The 15,428-nt window shown below is 54.8% G+C and carries 19 protein-coding genes; 5 read left to right on the plus strand and 14 right to left on the minus strand.

Features of this window, described 5'->3' with window-relative positions; genetic code table 11:
• Nucleotides 1-49 precede the first annotated feature (49 nt).
• Nucleotides 50-955 carry a fructokinase gene (mak, locus tag N5C09_RS05690; protein WP_279748626.1) on the minus strand — a complete coding sequence of 302 codons (906 nt, stop codon included), beginning with the start codon at nucleotides 953-955 and terminating at the stop codon, nucleotides 50-52.
• 123 nt (nucleotides 956-1,078) lie between these two features.
• Here mak and rdgC point away from each other — a divergent pair, with 123 nt between their 5' ends.
• Nucleotides 1,079-1,993, plus strand: coding sequence for a recombination-associated protein RdgC (gene rdgC, locus N5C09_RS05695; RefSeq protein WP_006809928.1), 915 nt, complete (start codon nucleotides 1,079-1,081; stop codon nucleotides 1,991-1,993).
• A gap of 40 nt (nucleotides 1,994-2,033) precedes the next feature.
• On the opposite strand, the gene ppnP is transcribed toward rdgC, so the two are convergent.
• From ppnP to N5C09_RS05720, 5 genes are all read right to left on the minus strand, one after another.
• Complete coding sequence (ppnP, locus tag N5C09_RS05700; RefSeq protein ID WP_003859131.1) at nucleotides 2,034-2,321, minus strand: pyrimidine/purine nucleoside phosphorylase; 288 nt, start codon at nucleotides 2,319-2,321, stop codon at nucleotides 2,034-2,036.
• A gap of 72 nt (nucleotides 2,322-2,393) precedes the next feature.
• Nucleotides 2,394-3,071: an AroM family protein gene (locus tag N5C09_RS05705; RefSeq protein ID WP_063451718.1), complete on the minus strand. Its 678-nt coding sequence runs from the start codon at nucleotides 3,069-3,071 to the stop codon at nucleotides 2,394-2,396.
• A 236-nt stretch (nucleotides 3,072-3,307) separates the two neighbouring features.
• Nucleotides 3,308-3,499 (minus strand): protein YaiA, encoded by a 192-nt coding sequence (gene yaiA, locus N5C09_RS05710; protein ID WP_063451719.1) that lies wholly within the window; start codon nucleotides 3,497-3,499, stop codon nucleotides 3,308-3,310.
• A 44-nt stretch (nucleotides 3,500-3,543) separates the two neighbouring features.
• Complete coding sequence (aroL, locus tag N5C09_RS05715; protein ID WP_063869102.1) at nucleotides 3,544-4,068, minus strand: shikimate kinase AroL; 525 nt, start codon at nucleotides 4,066-4,068, stop codon at nucleotides 3,544-3,546.
• Between the two features lie 144 nt (nucleotides 4,069-4,212).
• A complete protein-coding gene (locus N5C09_RS05720; RefSeq protein ID WP_063451721.1) occupies nucleotides 4,213-4,671 on the minus strand; it encodes a YaiI/YqxD family protein in 459 nt (152 codons plus the stop codon).
• Between the two features lie 97 nt (nucleotides 4,672-4,768).
• Here N5C09_RS05720 and proC point away from each other — a divergent pair, with 97 nt between their 5' ends.
• Nucleotides 4,769-5,578 (plus strand): pyrroline-5-carboxylate reductase, encoded by an 810-nt coding sequence (gene proC / locus N5C09_RS05725; protein ID WP_063451722.1) that lies wholly within the window; start codon nucleotides 4,769-4,771, stop codon nucleotides 5,576-5,578.
• A 199-nt stretch (nucleotides 5,579-5,777) separates the two neighbouring features.
• Here the strand turns inward: proC and psiF are convergent, their stop codons facing one another.
• From psiF to N5C09_RS05745, 4 genes are all read right to left on the minus strand, one after another.
• Nucleotides 5,778-6,098 carry a phosphate starvation-inducible protein PsiF gene (psiF, locus tag N5C09_RS05730; RefSeq protein WP_063869104.1) on the minus strand — a complete coding sequence of 107 codons (321 nt, stop codon included), beginning with the start codon at nucleotides 6,096-6,098 and terminating at the stop codon, nucleotides 5,778-5,780.
• 295 nt (nucleotides 6,099-6,393) lie between these two features.
• Entirely contained in the window at nucleotides 6,394-6,654 is a 261-nt protein-coding gene (gene iraP / locus N5C09_RS05735) for an anti-adapter protein IraP (protein WP_003859148.1), read from the minus strand.
• A 208-nt stretch (nucleotides 6,655-6,862) separates the two neighbouring features.
• Nucleotides 6,863-8,077, minus strand: coding sequence for a multidrug efflux MFS transporter (locus N5C09_RS05740; RefSeq protein WP_063869108.1), 1,215 nt, complete (start codon nucleotides 8,075-8,077; stop codon nucleotides 6,863-6,865).
• A 169-nt stretch (nucleotides 8,078-8,246) separates the two neighbouring features.
• Complete coding sequence (locus N5C09_RS05745; protein ID WP_112791884.1) at nucleotides 8,247-8,930, minus strand: extensin family protein; 684 nt, start codon at nucleotides 8,928-8,930, stop codon at nucleotides 8,247-8,249.
• A 104-nt stretch (nucleotides 8,931-9,034) separates the two neighbouring features.
• On the opposite strand from N5C09_RS05745, the gene ddlA reads away from it, so the two are divergent.
• Nucleotides 9,035-10,132 carry a D-alanine--D-alanine ligase gene (gene ddlA, locus N5C09_RS05750; RefSeq protein ID WP_063869112.1) on the plus strand — a complete coding sequence of 366 codons (1,098 nt, stop codon included), beginning with the start codon at nucleotides 9,035-9,037 and terminating at the stop codon, nucleotides 10,130-10,132.
• A gap of 3 nt (nucleotides 10,133-10,135) precedes the next feature.
• Here the strand turns inward: ddlA and N5C09_RS05755 are convergent, their stop codons facing one another.
• Complete coding sequence (locus N5C09_RS05755; RefSeq protein ID WP_063869114.1) at nucleotides 10,136-10,357, minus strand: DUF2754 domain-containing protein; 222 nt, start codon at nucleotides 10,355-10,357, stop codon at nucleotides 10,136-10,138.
• A 247-nt stretch (nucleotides 10,358-10,604) separates the two neighbouring features.
• Here N5C09_RS05755 and N5C09_RS05760 point away from each other — a divergent pair, with 247 nt between their 5' ends.
• Entirely contained in the window at nucleotides 10,605-10,907 is a 303-nt protein-coding gene (locus N5C09_RS05760; RefSeq protein WP_279748627.1) for a DUF2755 family protein, read from the plus strand.
• On the opposite strand, the gene N5C09_RS05765 is transcribed toward N5C09_RS05760, so the two are convergent.
• Together N5C09_RS05765 and sbmA are read right to left on the minus strand one after the other, a co-directional pair.
• Entirely contained in the window at nucleotides 10,908-12,005 is a 1,098-nt protein-coding gene (locus tag N5C09_RS05765) for a DUF1615 domain-containing protein (RefSeq protein ID WP_279748628.1), read from the minus strand.
• Nucleotides 12,006-12,017: 12 nt separating this feature from the next.
• A complete protein-coding gene (gene sbmA / locus N5C09_RS05770) occupies nucleotides 12,018-13,238 on the minus strand; it encodes a peptide antibiotic transporter SbmA (protein WP_193036392.1) in 1,221 nt (406 codons plus the stop codon).
• Between the two features lie 351 nt (nucleotides 13,239-13,589).
• Here sbmA and ampH point away from each other — a divergent pair, with 351 nt between their 5' ends.
• Nucleotides 13,590-14,750 carry a D-alanyl-D-alanine-carboxypeptidase/endopeptidase AmpH gene (ampH, locus tag N5C09_RS05775; protein ID WP_279748629.1) on the plus strand — a complete coding sequence of 387 codons (1,161 nt, stop codon included), beginning with the start codon at nucleotides 13,590-13,592 and terminating at the stop codon, nucleotides 14,748-14,750.
• A gap of 2 nt (nucleotides 14,751-14,752) precedes the next feature.
• Here ampH and N5C09_RS05780 read toward each other — a convergent pair whose 3' ends face one another.
• On the minus strand, nucleotides 14,753-15,379 hold the full coding sequence (locus tag N5C09_RS05780) for a helix-turn-helix domain-containing protein (RefSeq protein WP_279748630.1): 627 nt from the start codon (nucleotides 15,377-15,379) through the stop codon (nucleotides 14,753-14,755).
• Nucleotides 15,380-15,428: the final 49 nt, after the last annotated feature.

Consider the following 15,428-nt stretch of genomic DNA (forward strand, 5'->3'; position numbering starts at 1 on the left):
CCCTCTCCCCGTGGGAGAGGGTACAAAAACTTGCGTTGCTGTTTTGCGTTTATTCCGGCCACAACCACGCTGCGCCGCGCACGCCGCTGGAATCACCGTGGACGGCTTTGCGGATCGGCGTTTCGCACTCGCCGCCAAATACCCACTGTTTTATCAGCGTGGGCACCGTCGCGTACAGCCGGTCGACGTTGCTCATGCCGCCTCCCAGCACAATCACGTCGGGATCGAGAATATTGATCACATGCGCCAGGGATTTTGCCAGCCGCATTTCGTAGCGGCTGAGCGCCAGTTCTGCCACCGGATCCTGCTCCTCAACCAGACGCATAATCTCGTTACCTTTCAGCGGCTGGCCGCTCAGACGATGATAATCGGTGGCAAACCCCGTACCGGAAATAAAGGTCTCAATACAGCCCTGCTTGCCGCAGTAGCACGGTACTTCGGCGCGGTATTTGAGTTCATCTTCGTCCATCCACGGCAGCGGGTTGTGTCCCCACTCGCCCGCGGTGCCGTTGCCGCCAATATGCGAGCGTCCGCCGATAGCCACGCCCGCCCCGCAGCCGGTGCCGATGATGACCGCAAAAACGGTCTGCGCGCCTGCCGCGGCGCCATCGACGGCCTCGGACACCGCCAGGCAGTTGGCGTCATTTGCCAGACGCACTTCCCGATTCAGACGTTGACTTATGTCTTTATCAAACGGCTGACCGTTGAGCCAGGTGGAGTTGGCATTTTTCACCACGCCAGTATAGGGCGATATGGAGCCGGGGATCCCAATCCCCACGGTCCCCGTCTCGCCCGTTGCCTGCTCTGCCATATCGACCAGGCGAGCAATCGTTTCGAGGGTCTGGTGATAATCATCGCGCGGCGTAGGCAGACGGTGGCGAAACAGTTGCTCTCCCTGCTCGCTCAGCGCAATAACTTCTGTTTTGGTGCCGCCCAAATCAATCCCAATACGCACAAGACACTCCTCATTATTTTGATTATCAACAGAGTAGAAGCCCGCATCCCGATTAGCAATGCAAGCGATGCGACAATTCGTTATCATGCCCGCTGATTTAACGACAAGGCCGTGGAAATTATCATGCTGTGGTTCAAAAATTTGATGGTTTACCGTCTCAGCCGCGACGTTTCGCTGCGTGCAGAAGAGATGGAAAAACAGTTAGCCGCTTACTCCTTTACCCCTTGCGGTAGCCAGGATATGGCAAAAACCGGCTGGGTTCCGCCAATGGGTTCTCAAAGCGATGCGCTGACCCACGCCAGCAGCACGGGGCAAATCATCGTTTGCGCCCGTAAAGAAGAGAAGATCCTGCCGACGCCCGTGGTTAAGCAGGCGCTCGAAGCGAAGATCTTCAAGCTGGAAGCTGAACAAGGCCGTAAGCTTAAAAAAACCGAAAAAGATTCGCTGAAGGATGAAGTGCTGCACTCGCTGCTGCCGCGCGCCTTTAGCCGCTTTAGCCAGACCATGATGTGGATCGACACCGTTAACGGGCTGATCATGGTGGACTGCGCCAGCGCCAAAAAAGCGGAAGATACGCTGGCGCTGCTGCGTAAGAGCCTTGGCTCATTGCCGGTGGTTCCGCTGGCGCTGGAAACGCCGATTGAGCTGACCCTGACGGAGTGGGTGCGCAGCGGGACGGCCGCTCAGGGCTTCCAGATCCTTGATGAAGCAGAACTGAAAGCGTTGCTGGAAGACGGCGGCGTGATCCGCGCGAAGAAACAGGATCTGGTGAGCGACGAAATCGCCGTGCACATTGAAGCGGGCAAAGTGGTGACCAAACTGGCGCTCGACTGGCAGCAGCGCATTCAGTTTGTGATGTGTGATGACGGCTCGGTGAAGCGTCTGAAATTCTGCGATGAACTGCGCGATCAGAACGAAGATATCGACCGCGAAGATTATGCCCAGCGCTTTGACGCAGACTTTATCCTGATGACCGGCGAGCTGGCGGCGCTGATCCAGAATCTGGTGGAAGGCCTCGGCGGCGAAGCGCAGAGGTAATTCTCCATCACCCTCTCCCCAACGGGGAGAGGGAAAAACATCACTTCAGATAGCGACACAGATAAGAGGTTGGCTCTGCAACCTGTAAATGGAACTCGCTGTGGCCCGGCACGTTGAATACCTGCCCGGCGCTATAGACTTTCCACTCCGTTTCACCCGGCAGTAAGACGTTCAGCGCGCCGCTGACCACCGTCATCTCTTCCGCTTCTGCGGTGCCAAAGGTGTATTCCCCTTCTGCCATTACGCCGACACTGGCGCGGCCAGTGCTGCTGCTGGTAAAACCAATGGATTTCACTTTACCGGAAAAGTATTCGTTACTTTGAAGCATGAACTGGCCCTTATATTTATAGAGAAAAATCCACTATAGGGGCCATGCTCATGACCTGTCACGCAAAATTCATTACACCAGTAATTCCGACGCCAGGCGCGCCATCAGGACGTTAGAGAGCAGCACCGGAACATCCAGCGCCTTTTGCAGTAAATCACGATGCCGCTGATGGAACCCAAGGCAGTCCAGCATCAGGACATCCGCCCCTCTGTCGATCAACTCCTGTCCCGCCGCAATCAGTTTCGCTTCGCTGTCCCAGAACGGATTTGCCAACGCGTACAGCGGAGTGTGCTCCAGCGCGGCCCATTTCACGGTCTGGTTATCCAGCAGTTCTTCAACGGGAACGATGACCCCAACCTGATGACCATCCACAATTGACGCCACCAGCGGCGGAATGATCCGCATCGGTTCAAGCAGAATGGCGTTACGCGCGCTAAGCCCTTTAACCGGTGCCGTGCTCATCAGCAAAATAACGTCATAGTCTTGATTATCGAGCACTTCGATCACGCCCTGTAGCGCGCGCTCAATTTTCTGGCGCGACACATGCGCCAGTTTACCGTCGCTTAATAACGTTGCCAGGGGCTCATCCCCCGCCTCGACAGCGTAGTCTTCCATGACCTCTTCCCGACTCATCTTCCCTAACAGGCTAAGATGCTTAATCTGTTGTTCAGAGATATGCTCCGTGAGGAGCGGTAATACTTCGCTTACAGGGACCACACCGATTGTGAGGATCGCCAACGTCGCCTTCATTTTGATCGCCTTTCGTTACTACCACAACTGCCACACAGGTACAGGCTCACTACACTGTACCGTTCATTTATTCAACAAAACAGCACCAAGCGTAGCAGGGGATCTCTACACCGTAGTGTAAAGATCGACTGGCCTTTCCGAATCCACCTGTAATAACTAAATATTAACTGCTACTTAACATTGGCGATAAGTTAAAAGTGTGATGCAGGCACGGTTGTAACGAATTCGGACTTTTATCAGGACTTCTCTGGATCCTCATAGCGCCGTTTCGCATCCCGCGCTTCCTGTTCGGTTTCATGTTCGCTGATCAGCGAATCCGGTTTGGGGTGATCGGCACGCAGCTGATACCAGGTTACGGTCTCATCGCCGTTACCTTTTTCAACGGTAACGATGCGGGCTTCACGTGGATAGGGAGGTCTGGTTGGCATAGCTCATCCTTTTTTTATGTCTGAGCTATGAGTATAGACGGCTGTTAGCTGGCGCAAGCCAAACGCAGGGCGGTAATAATCTGAATCGCAACTTTTTCGGGTGACGCCGAGGCATCCACAACATGGTGTGCCGCCTCGCGGTATAGCGCATCGCGTTCGGCGAGCACGTCGCTGACCTCTTCACTCAGCGGTTTCGCGGTCAGCGCCGGGCGCTGCCCCTCTTCCGGAAACGCTTCCAGCCGCCCCACCAGCGTCGATACCGGGGCACAGAGGTAGATCACGACACCTTTTTCGCGCATAAACTGACGATTGTACGGTGCCAGAATAATGCCCCCACCGGTTGCAATCACGGTTGACGGTGCGGTCACCGCTTCCAGCGTAGCCGTTTCGCGCGCGCGAAAGCTCTCCCACCCCTCATTCTCCACGATATCGGCGATGGTCTGACCGGCATTCTCCTGGAGCCAGTGGTCAGTATCGACGAACTGACTCTGGCACAAACGCGCCAGCTCCAGACCAACGGTCGTTTTCCCACAGCCGCGAGGGCCAACTAAAAAGATGGGTGGGTTCATAACCAGGTGTTCCCCTTGACGCCGGATAACTGAAGGCTGTAAAGAAATGATTGCAGAAGATGTTGCGCTAACTTTACTGCAAAGCGGTACGGAATGACAAGCCTGTGGAAGCCACACTGTACCACAAAACAGCCCGGAGGATGACTACGCCGGGCGGCGTTTCACTTCCAGCAGCCATTTATCCAGCTCGGCGGCAAACTGCTGACGATCGCGCTGCGACAGGCTATCCGGCCCACCGGTCTGCACGCCGCTGGAACGCAGCGTATCCATAAAATCACGCATGGTGAGTTTCTCGCGGATCGTTGCCGGAGAATAACGTTCTCCGCGCGGGTTCAGCGCCGCCGCCCCTTTCGCCAGAACATCGGCCGCCAGCGGGATATCCGCGGTGATCACCAAATCCCCCGCGCTGCACAGGCGTACTATTTCGTTATCCGCCACGTCGAACCCGGCCGGAACGCGCAGAGAACGAATGTATCTGGAGGGCGGCACGCGGATATTCTGATTCGCCACCAGCGTCAGCGGCATCTGCACGCGCTCGGCAGCGCGAAATAAAATCTCTTTGATCACGTTCGGACACGCGTCCGCATCAACCCAAATCGCCATAGTCACTCCCCAATATGATTCTGGCGACTATTGTCGCCTGCATTTCGTTGTTAAGCTATCAGTGAGAGATAACAACGCATAATAACGGAGAGACGTGATGGATAAGAAAATCGGGTTTATCGGCTGCGGGAACATGGGTAAAGCTATCCTCGGTGGACTGATTGCCAGCGGCCAGGTGCTGCCGGGGCAGATTTGGGTCTATACCCCGTCACCGGATAAAGTCGCGGCGCTGCGTGATGAGTATGGTATCAACGCCGCCGAAAGCGCGCAGGAAGTGGCTCAGGTGGCGGACATTGTCTTTGGCGCCGTTAAGCCGAATATCATGATTAAAGTCCTGAGCGAGATCACCTCCAGCCTGAATAAAGATACCCTGGTGGTGTCGATTGCCGCAGGCGTGACCCTCGATCAGCTCGCCCGCGCGCTGGGCCACGACCGTAAGATTGTTCGCGCCATGCCAAACACCCCGTCGCTGGTAAATGCCGGCATGACCTCCGTGACCCCGAACGCCCTGGTGACGTCTGAAGACGTGGCGGATGTACTGAATATTTTCCGCTGCTTCGGCGAAGCGGAAGTGATTGCCGAAGCGATGATCCACCCGGTAGTTGGCGTGAGCGGCTCGGCGCCGGCGTATGTCTTTATGTTTATCGAAGCCATGGCGGATGCCGCCGTGCTGGGCGGCATGCCGCGCGCGCAGGCTTACAAATTTGCGGCGCAGGCGGTAATGGGCTCGGCCAAAATGGTGCTGGAAACGGGTAAACATCCGGGCGAACTGAAAGATATGGTGTGCTCGCCGGGCGGCACGACCATTGAAGCCGTGCGCGTGCTGGAAGATCGTGGCTTCCGCTCCGCCGTGATCGAGGCGATGCAAAAATGCATGGAAAAATCAGAGAAGCTGAGTAAGTCCTGACGAATAACGCCGCCGGAACGGAACGAGTCATCCAGTAAAAGCTGCTGGTGCCCGCTTCCCGAATGTGCTCGTGATTTCATAACATTCATCGCTCATCTTTCTTGGGAAAATTATGAAACCATTTCCCCAACTATAGTGAGGGAATGACAGCGAAAGTATGAAATTTTGGGTGAGCCACTGCCGTGGCTCACCCTTAGCACTACGCCTGTTTCTTCAGGCACGCGCTCATGAACTTGCTGCGATCGTCGCCTTTCAGCATCTGCTGCGTCGCCTGAGCATTACACTCGCGCATTTTTTGCTGCTGCGGGGTCAGGCTTTTTTCACCCGGTTTGGTCGCACCCTTCTTAAGGCAGTCGCTCATATACGTTTTACGGGCATCCCCTTTCAGACTTTGCGATGTCGCCTGTTGGTTACAGGTTGTCATGCGCTGCTGCTGGGGCGTTAACGTTTTCTCTTCCGCGTGTGCTGAGGCCATCAGACACAGGCCAGAAAGCAGGGTAACCAGTATTGTTGTTTTCATTGCACCATCCTTTATGTGAAGTTCCACGTTAAGTCTGGTTCGTTACGGGAAAAAAACCACCCTGCAACCATGATTTTCGCCGGGCTTCCCGGTTATTTCAGTTCCGTTGCGGTGCGATTAACATTACCCGGTTACGCCGGAAGGACAAAAGTAATTAATATCGTAAATAATGCGGTGAAAAGTGTGCTCTGCTTCAATTTAATTACCCCATAACAAGTGGGTAAAAATAAAAACAGCGCGACGCCAGGCATCCTGCATGACAATTCTGTGACACGTCATTTTCACCTCTGGCAGGTTAGCTGCGAGGATGCCTTAAAAGCTTCTTTACGTATTGCTGAAGCAGCTCCGCATCTTCTGCGGGCACCTGTGAATCAGGGCGAGCCTTCTCCAGCGCGCCTTCAACGTTGTCTATCAATGCCTCCTGCTCCGGTTTTGCCATCTGTCGCAACAGTGCCGTAACGACGATTTCCAGCGCCTCGACCTGGGCAACCAGCTCTTTCGACTCTTCTTCCTTTTGGGCAAGCTTAACCAACAACTCAGCAATGAGATTTTTCATGGTGCTATTTCCTTTTATGATTCCCCCTGAAATTAACACCCTCAATGAATAATGCAAAGCATGGATTGATTTTCTCTTATGCAAAAGTGACATCGCTGCCAAAAAACATATTCCGAACCGGGAGCGAAACGTTTTTCTAAAAGAAACGCGCCGCATTTCGTTATATAAAAATGCGGCGTTCATAAGAATAAATAATATATTATCGTGTTTACCGGGCTGACTTTGCCTCAGCGATTTGCCTGCGACGGCGTAAGGCAAAGGCCAGTTGAATAATATTAATAAGTACCACCACCGCCGTTGCGGCAAATACCCAGCGGAAACCCGCCATCGCCGAGACCGATGCGCCAATCAGCGGGCCCGCTACGTTGCCTAAATACATGAACGACTGGTTGTAGCCAAAAATGCGGCCTGTTACCTGGTCACTGGAATATTTCACCAGCAGCGTCTGAACCGCAGGCAGCATGGCGCCATCCGCAAAACCAAGGAGGAAGCGCAGCACGCCAAGCTGAAGCGGTGTGGTGACGAACGACATGGCAAAGAAGAGGATCACGGCGATGATGAGCGTTGCCATCAGAATGCGCGCCGTACCGATCCTGTCACCCAGTTTTCCCAGACGCGGCGCGGACATCAGCGCCGACACGCCCGGCACGGCGGCAATCATCCCGCTCAGAAAAGCAATGTTGCTGCTGTCCGGCGCCATCGACTTGATAAACAGCGCCAGGATCGGCCCCACCGAGCCGTTGCAGAGCTGGATCACCATCGTGGTGACAAAGAGGCTGATCATCAGGCCAGGATAAGGCAGCGAGGCGAAAACCGCCTTTCCGCTCAGTCGTTCGGATTTACTTACAGCAGGCCGCCCGCCCTCTTTGATCAGAAAAAGGGTGACCATAAAGCTGATTGTCAGCAGGATGGCGGTAATGATAAAGACCGCTCGCAGCCCGACATGGTCAGCCAGGAAGCCGCCGAGCAGCGGGCCGCCGATCACCCCGCTGATCTGTGCCGTGGAAAGCGTGCTGAGCGCCCAGCCGCTCCGCTCGCGCGGTACCTGCGAGGCCACCAGCGCCATGGCGTTCGGAATGTACCCGGAAGTCAGCCCCATAATCGCCCGCAGAATAAACAGCTGCCAGACGTTGGTGGCGAAGGCCTGGAGCAAAATGGCTATCGCCATCCCCAGCGAGGCGCGGAGCAACATTAATTTGCGCCCCTTACGGTCCGCCAGACTTCCCCACATCGGTGACACTATGGCAGATACCAGAAACGTCACGCTGAACGTCAGGCCGGACCACATGGAGAGCGCTTCATGGGAAGTGACCCCCAGCTGCGACACGTACAGCGGCAGGAAGGGCAATATCTGGCTGATAGCCAGTCCGGTGAAGAAACAGCCGAACCAGACTGAGATGAGGTTAACTTTCCAGGATTCCATAACAGAAATAGTCTTCATTTTTAGGCGAATTCGCCGACAGATTAGCAAGTTACGCGCGATGGCATAGCGCCAGAGATGCGGCCTTGCAGACTTTGGTGTTTTATCTTCCCAGTCATCATATTTGTGAAACAAGTCACAATTTATCCACTTTTCGGTGGAAGATTATGCTTCATCGACATAATCCGTATCCGCGCATCCCCAAATGGAAATGGTTGGCATGGGCGGCATTATAGTTCGGCCCCAGACCGTTACCGTAATAGCCGCAGCTTGCCGACAGCAGCGCCTGTAGCCAGGGCTGCGTCTTTTCCGCTTTCCAGCCATTGAGAATGGTAACGCGCTGTCCGTTTGCCAGCCGGAAGGCGCTGATGTCCAGCGCATCCGCCGTGGCATGTTCACTGCGCCGCGCATCCGGGCGGCTATAGATATTGCGGCAGGCAAAGCTGCCCAGATGTTCAATGCGCGTAAGCTCGCTTCCCGTCCAGGTTTTGGTGAGCGGTCGGGCCTGCTGGCTGACAAACAGCGCCGAACTTAACGCCAGCGGGCAACTGGCAAGAAAGCTGCCGTTCAGGCTGACCGGGCCAAAATCGCGCACGCGCACCACGTTACTCAGCGGGCACTCCCCGGCGCTGTCAGCAACAGCCTGGGTACGGATAAGCTGGCGTTGATTCGCCTGCGCTAACAGATTTTCGCACGCCTGCGGCGTTAAGCGCCGAAGTTTAAACTGGGTTATTTTTCCGGGCGGATCGTCAAGCGTAAGCGGCACGAAAGGATTGTAATACGGCGGCAACCAGCGGTAGCCCACCGCGGCGATCCCGGCAATAACGATAAGAATAAGCAGACCTTTTCCTCTCACGCGCCCCCCTTCAACATCCCTTAAAACATTATGGCAGAAGGCCGCGAAACCCGCCGGGCATCGTGGTATGTTATTGGCTTTTCGTCAGACTGGAAGAGAGTGAGATGGCAAAGCAGCGCGTAGGTATTGTCTTTGGGGGAAAATCGGCAGAGCACGAGGTGTCATTGCAATCGGCTAAAAATATCGTTGATGCGATTGATAAAAGCCGTTTTGACGTAGTGCTGCTGGGCATTGATAAACAGGGCCAGTGGCATGTTAACGATGCCAGCCAGTATCTGCTACATGCTGACGATCCGGCGCACATCGCCCTTAATCCTTCTGATATCAGCGTCGCAACGGTGCCGGGCGTGGAACAAGGACAGCTTATTAATGCCGGGAACGCGCAAGCGCTGGCACAGATTGACGTAGTGTTCCCCATCGTTCACGGCACGCTGGGCGAAGACGGTTCCCTGCAAGGGATGTTGCGTATGGCGAACCTGCCGTTTGTCGGCTCCGATGTGCTTGGCTCTGCCGCCTGCATGGATAAAGACGTCACTAAACGTCTGCTGCGCGACGCCGGTCTGAACATTGCGCCGTTCGTGACGCTTACGCGTGCCAACCGCGATAAACACAGCTTCGCGCAGATCCAGGCGCAGCTTGGCCTGCCGCTGTTCGTGAAACCCGCGAATCAGGGCTCTTCCGTGGGCGTCAGTAAAGTGACCAGCGAAGCGCAGTTCAACGATGCCGTTCGTCTGGCCTTCGAATTCGACCATAAGGTGGTGGTTGAGCAGGGAATTAAAGGTCGCGAAATCGAGTGCGCTGTCCTGGGCAACGATTTCCCCCAGGCGAGCACCTGCGGTGAAGTGGTTCTGAACAGCGACTTCTATTCCTACGACACCAAATATATTGACGACAAAGGTGCCCAGGTTGTGGTGCCCGCCGCGCTCGATCCCGACGTTAACGACACGATCCGCGCGATCGCCGTTGAAGCCTATCAGGCGCTGGGATGCTGCGGGATGGCCCGCGTCGACGTGTTCCTGACGCCGGATAACGAGGTAGTGATTAACGAAATCAACACCCTGCCGGGCTTTACCAATATCAGCATGTACCCGAAATTGTGGCAGGCCAGCGGGATAAGCTATCCGGAACTGATCACCCGCCTGATTGAACTGGCGCTGGAACGTCACGCCGCTGACAGCGCCCTGAAAAGTTCGATGAACTAACGGTTACTCGACGTTCTCTGCCGTCGTCGTCTCATCGGGACGACGACGGATAATGAATCCCGCCAGCCAGAAACTGATGACCCAGGTCACCAGCCCCACCGCATAGGTTTGCCAGCCTTTCGCTTCAAACCCGAGCAGCCCGACAACACCGTTAAGAATAAAGATCAGCCCGATCGCAAAGGCGTAGTAATGCCAGTCACGGCGTAGTTTGGAAGTGAGCTTCATGACAACTCCGGCAGAAAAAAACCATCCTCTCACAGTTTACTGAAGACGTCTGTGGCTGATACGTAAATTCTGAAATGCAGCACAGTTTCACTTATGTTATCAATTTGTGACATGATGCATAAATCGACAATCCAGGAGGAATCCTGAGCCGACTTTCCCACGATTCTGATATTGACAAATGCTATGACCTGTCACACTCACCCTGTACGACGCGTAATAAAACAGAGTGATATTTTCGGGAGGTCTTATGGCAGACTTTACATTGTCGAAACCGATTTTTGGCGGAAAACAACCAAAAACCTCCACTGCGGGGAACATTGCCTATGCCCTGTTTGTTCTGTTTTGCTTCTGGGCTGGAACCCAACTGCTGAATATGCTGGTGCACGCTCCTGGCGTGTATGAGCACCTGATGCAGGTTCAGGATACCGGCCGCCCGCGCGTTGAAATCGGTTTAGGCGTGAGCACCGTGTTCGGGCTCATCCCCTTCCTTGCGGGCAGCATGGTGCTGGGCGTCATTGTACTCGTCCTGCGCTGGCGCCACCGCCGCTGATTACAGTCCCATACAGCGAGCCCGACGATCGTCCACGCGTTTCGCGAACCAGGCGGTCGTCAGGTTACGCGTGATTTTCGGGCTTTCCAGCTGAATGCCCGGCAGAATGGCTCTTGGTAATGCCTTCCCACTTTTCTTCTCGGCGAGCGCAAAGACCTGCTTATACAAATCCGTTTTCTCAAACGCCAGGCTATCGCCCTTCTCCAGCTGACGGCGGATATCGCTGTTGCTCATCTCCAGCTTCGTCGAGAGTTTACGCACCGCACGTTCGGTGGTGCCCGCCTCGCTGCTGCCGTAAGCAATGAGATCGCCGTCCAGAGCCAGCTTCACACCGCTAGCGCGACTCACCGCATTCTGGAAGGCTGCATTTCGGCTGGCATACCAGCCCGCGTTAAAGTCCGCAAAGCGATACAGCGGTTTATCGTAGCTGGCCGGATAATTCAGCAGATGATACGTTCCAAACCACAGTCCCCCGCGCAGGGAAAAGACTTCCTGACGCACCGTACCGTCGATATCCCACGGATAGCCGTCGGTATGTTTTTCCGCAAATGCGATACTGACCTGCATCGGGCCGCCGGTATGCACCGGATTCAGCGAACCGAACAGCTTCTGCCCCATCGGCACCATATTGATCAGGTCGTCGAAAATGGCGCTCAGCTGTTTCTCAGTTTTCACCGTATCCAGCCGTTCGCTGTAGCTTTTACCGTTTGGCGAGGTGATTTTAAGGGCGGTATGCACCAGGAAAACCGGGATATGCATCGATTCGGCCCGGCGGTCGATCTCCTTCCAGGCGATTTTGTTCAGGCCAGGCACGACAGGATCTGACTGATACATCGATTCCTGTTGCGCCACCGCCAGCACCGAGCAGATATTCTCCTCGGTAGGCGCGATCTTCTGGCTTTTGAAGGTCGTTGCCAGCGCATCAGCCCACTCGCTGCGATCCTTCACGCTGGCGGGCATTTTTTGCCGCACCACGCTTGCCACATCAACGGGCTTCTCGCCTTCTTTGAGCGGGGCGGCCCCTTTATCGGCACAGCCCGCCAGCACGAAGGCAGCGATTAACGTCAGCGGTAATCCACGTGGTACGGCAAATGGCATAGCAATTCCTTTTTAACCTAATGTATGGGTGACTTCCTGCAAGTCCTTATCGTCCAGCTCACGCTCGAAACTGCGTAAACGTTTATAGATGGACATCAGCTCCACCAGCGTAGTCCAGGAGCTTATCAGGTACTGGAACGAACCGCGAACCTGACCAAAGACGTTGGTGATTTGGGTCATCAGACCGAGCGTGATCGTACCCGCAACGATGGACGGGAACAGCAGGAACAACCCGAAAACGTTATCCACCTGAAGATAAAGAATGCGCGCGATATTGAAATACATGTAATGAAAATAGAGGCGGAAGTAGTTACGACGTACGGCGCCAAACAGCTCGCGCACGGTAGGTGGTGACGCACGGTTGGCATCGTCTTCGCCATACACCAGCTCTTTACGGTAGGCCGCTTCCACGCGCTGATTTTTAAATTCCAGCCCCGGCAGCTTGATCCCCACGACCGCCAGCAGCCCCGTTCCCATCAGCGACCAGACAATCGCGGCAATCACCAGGCCATAGGGCAGATGCCCGACAATCGGCAACTCCGGAACGTGCGACGAGAGCGTCACCAGCACCGGCAGGAAGGCGATAAGCGTCATGATGGCGTTGATAAAGCTCACGCCCATATTTTCAAGCGTAGAGGCAAAACGCATGGTGTCTTCCTGCACACGCTGTGCGGCACCTTCGATATGACGCAGGTGCTGCCAGTGCGCCATATAGTGTTCGTTCATCGCGGTACGCCAGCGGAACACGTAATGGCTGACGAAAAAGTTATTCATCACACCGATCACCACGGCAATAAGGGCGATGCCGAGGAAGATCCCCACCTCATGGTAGAACTGGTTTATGGTCACCTTATGCGGCGAACTCAGCGCCGTCTGGATCAGATCGTAAAACGGCGCATACCAGGCGTTGACCGCCACGCCCACTTCCACCAGGAACCAGGTGACAAAGATAATTAACGACGTGCCGAGAATCGACCAGTATTGCCAGCGGTGAGGAGAATAGATGAACCAGAACATGGCGAACAGCCCTACGCAGAGCAGGTAGTAAGCGTAGAAAAGCAGATAGCTCATGGACCAGAAGCGCGCTGCGCTAATGGGGATCTCGCCCGTTGCCCCCGTAAGACGGGTCAGCCACGCGCCGCCACCGGCCTGCCAGAAAATGACAGCCAGCAGTGCCCAAATAAATGCCGACAGGAAAAAGGGCCCCGGCTTTGGGAAAAATGACTTAAACATTGTGCTTCCTTCTTGTTGTTATGGCTGTTGCTGTGTTCAACATATCGCCACGCGAAACCTTGCCTGTGCCAGCCGCCCGGCTCAGGCAAAAAAGTCAGACCTGCGGGTGAATTATTAGTTCGCTTTCCCGTTTTCGAGAATTGTTTCGGTGCGTTTCATTCGCAACAGCAACCGTAGCGTCTATCATACGGTCGATGTCACAAAATGGGAGTCTGGCCGCAAGTAAATTGTTCAAATTTACCCACGGTTACGTTTTTCTCGCTATCGTTATGCAAATCGGGCCATTGCCCGACGCCGATTAGTAGTATAAATACCCGTAACTCTCCTTATTCACTTGATGGATGCTTTTCGTTGAAACGTTGTCTGCTCTCTTTCGCCGCGCTGTGTGCGGTGACCCTGTCCACCGCCCAGGCAGCCCAGCCTCTGACGGCCCCGGCTCTGGCCTCTGACATTGCCGATCGCTACGCGAACCTGATTTATTACGGCAGTGGTGCGACGGGAATGGCGCTGGTCGTGATCGACGGTAACCAGCGGGTGTTTCGCAGCTTCGGTGAAACACGACCGGGAAATAACGTTCGCCCGCAGCTGGATTCCGTCATCCGCGTCGCGTCGATAACCAAGCTGATGACCAGTGAAATGCTGGTGAAATTACTCGATCAGGGCGTGGTGAAACTCGACGATCCGCTCAGCAAATATGCCCCACCCGGCGCGCGCGTGCCGACATATCAGGGCACGCCGATCAGACTGGTGAACCTGGCGACCCATACCAGCGCCCTGCCGCGAGAACAGCCTGGTGGCGCCGCGCATCGCCCTGTTTTTGTCTGGCCAACCCGCGAACAGCGCTGGAATTACCTGAGCACCGCTACCCTGAAATCGGCTCCGGGCTCGCAGGCCGGCTATTCTAACCTCGCGTTTGATCTGCTGGCTGACGCTTTAGCGTCGGCATCAGGCAAGCCTTATCCTCAACTGTTTGAAGAGCAGATCACGCGTCCGCTGGGGATGAAAGATACCACTTACACTCCATCTCCGGACCAGTGCAAGCGACTGATGGTGGCGGAAAAAGGGGCCAGCCCGTGTAATAACACGCTGGCCGCCATCGGCAGCGGTGGGGTTTATTCAACGCCCGGCGACATGATGCGCTGGATGCAGCAGTTCCTCTCCTCGGATTTTTACGCGCGCAGCAATCAGGCTGACCGGATGCAGACGCTCATCTACCAGCGTGCCCAGTTACGTCGCGTCATCGGTATGGACGTTCCCGGTAAAGCCGATGCTCTCGGTATGGGCTGGGTGTACATGGCACCAAAAGAGGGCCGCCCGGGTATTATTCAAAAAACCGGTGGGGGTGGCGGATTCATCACCTACATGGCGATGATTCCGCAATCAAACGTAGGCGCTTTTGTGGTGGTCACCCGGTCGCCGAACACCCGCTTCGTGAATATGAGTGATGGCGTAAATAACCTGGTGGCCGAGCTCAGCGCTAATAAAGCGCAGGTTCTAACGGCCTCTAACTGATCTCAATAGTCCGTGGGCAAACGGTTGATGCTGATCAGTTTGCCCCGGCTCATATTGATGTAGTTGCCCTGTCGCAGCGCCGCCAGCACTTCCGCAACGACCGAACGAGAAATCCGCGTGCTACGCTGAATATGATTCATAACACCAATTTTTGAACGTAGCGCGTCATCCCACTCAGCCATATTGATCAGCATTGCCCGTATTTGGCTATAGGAATTATTTCCGACCAGCTGTATATCACGTTTTCCCAGTATATGGTTTAGCCAGGACAGCCAGCAGAAAGCTTCTTGCCAAAGCTGTGCTTCCTGAATAAGTTGGCACGCAGTAGAGGCTGGTAAATAAAATCCGGCGCAAGGTGTTTGTGCTATCAGAGAATATTCAAGATAGCTGTCATTTATCCATGCACTTAAACCATGAATATACGGTGCTCGTGCAATACCCACCAGTAATTCGTCTGATTTACGGTGGACGGCTGTCATGCCGGACTGTATTACAAAGGTCAATGGTTCATCATCATTATTGCCGGGAGTTATTAATTGCTGTGGTTCGATCTTAAATGGGGTACCGGCGACTTCCAGACACTTTATGAGCCGGCTTAATTCAGAAAGTGGTTTCGCATTAACGTTCATGCATACCTCAAGTCATCTGTATATGTCGGTTCTTTATTATTTTTAAAGC

The organism is Enterobacter sp. GD03975, from assembly GCF_029838645.1.
Classification (GTDB): domain Bacteria; phylum Pseudomonadota; class Gammaproteobacteria; order Enterobacterales; family Enterobacteriaceae; genus Enterobacter; species Enterobacter quasihormaechei.

Bases quoted from the DNA above. Each gene is read 5' to 3' on its own strand.
- rdgC (WP_006809928.1), top strand. From the start codon at position 1,079: ATGCTGTGGTTCAAAAATTTGATGGTTTACCGTCTCAGCCGCGACGTT.
- ppnP (WP_003859131.1), bottom strand. From the start codon at position 2,321: ATGCTTCAAAGTAACGAATACTTTTCCGGTAAAGTGAAATCCATTGGT.
- N5C09_RS05705 (WP_063451718.1), bottom strand. From the start codon at position 3,071: ATGAAGGCGACGTTGGCGATCCTCACAATCGGTGTGGTCCCTGTAAGC.
- yaiA (WP_063451719.1), bottom strand. From the start codon at position 3,499: ATGCCAACCAGACCTCCCTATCCACGTGAAGCCCGCATCGTTACCGTT.
- aroL (WP_063869102.1), bottom strand. From the start codon at position 4,068: ATGAACCCACCCATCTTTTTAGTTGGCCCTCGCGGCTGTGGGAAAACG.
- N5C09_RS05720 (WP_063451721.1), bottom strand. From the start codon at position 4,671: ATGGCGATTTGGGTTGATGCGGACGCGTGTCCGAACGTGATCAAAGAG.
- proC (WP_063451722.1), top strand. From the start codon at position 4,769: ATGGATAAGAAAATCGGGTTTATCGGCTGCGGGAACATGGGTAAAGCT.
- psiF (WP_063869104.1), bottom strand. From the start codon at position 6,098: ATGAAAACAACAATACTGGTTACCCTGCTTTCTGGCCTGTGTCTGATG.
- iraP (WP_003859148.1), bottom strand. From the start codon at position 6,654: ATGAAAAATCTCATTGCTGAGTTGTTGGTTAAGCTTGCCCAAAAGGAA.
- N5C09_RS05740 (WP_063869108.1), bottom strand. From the start codon at position 8,077: ATGGAATCCTGGAAAGTTAACCTCATCTCAGTCTGGTTCGGCTGTTTC.
- ddlA (WP_063869112.1), top strand. From the start codon at position 9,035: ATGGCAAAGCAGCGCGTAGGTATTGTCTTTGGGGGAAAATCGGCAGAG.
- N5C09_RS05755 (WP_063869114.1), bottom strand. From the start codon at position 10,357: ATGAAGCTCACTTCCAAACTACGCCGTGACTGGCATTACTACGCCTTT.
- N5C09_RS05760 (WP_279748627.1), top strand. From the start codon at position 10,605: ATGGCAGACTTTACATTGTCGAAACCGATTTTTGGCGGAAAACAACCA.
- N5C09_RS05765 (WP_279748628.1), bottom strand. From the start codon at position 12,005: ATGCCATTTGCCGTACCACGTGGATTACCGCTGACGTTAATCGCTGCC.
- sbmA (WP_193036392.1), bottom strand. From the start codon at position 13,238: ATGTTTAAGTCATTTTTCCCAAAGCCGGGGCCCTTTTTCCTGTCGGCA.
- N5C09_RS05780 (WP_279748630.1), bottom strand. From the start codon at position 15,379: ATGAACGTTAATGCGAAACCACTTTCTGAATTAAGCCGGCTCATAAAG.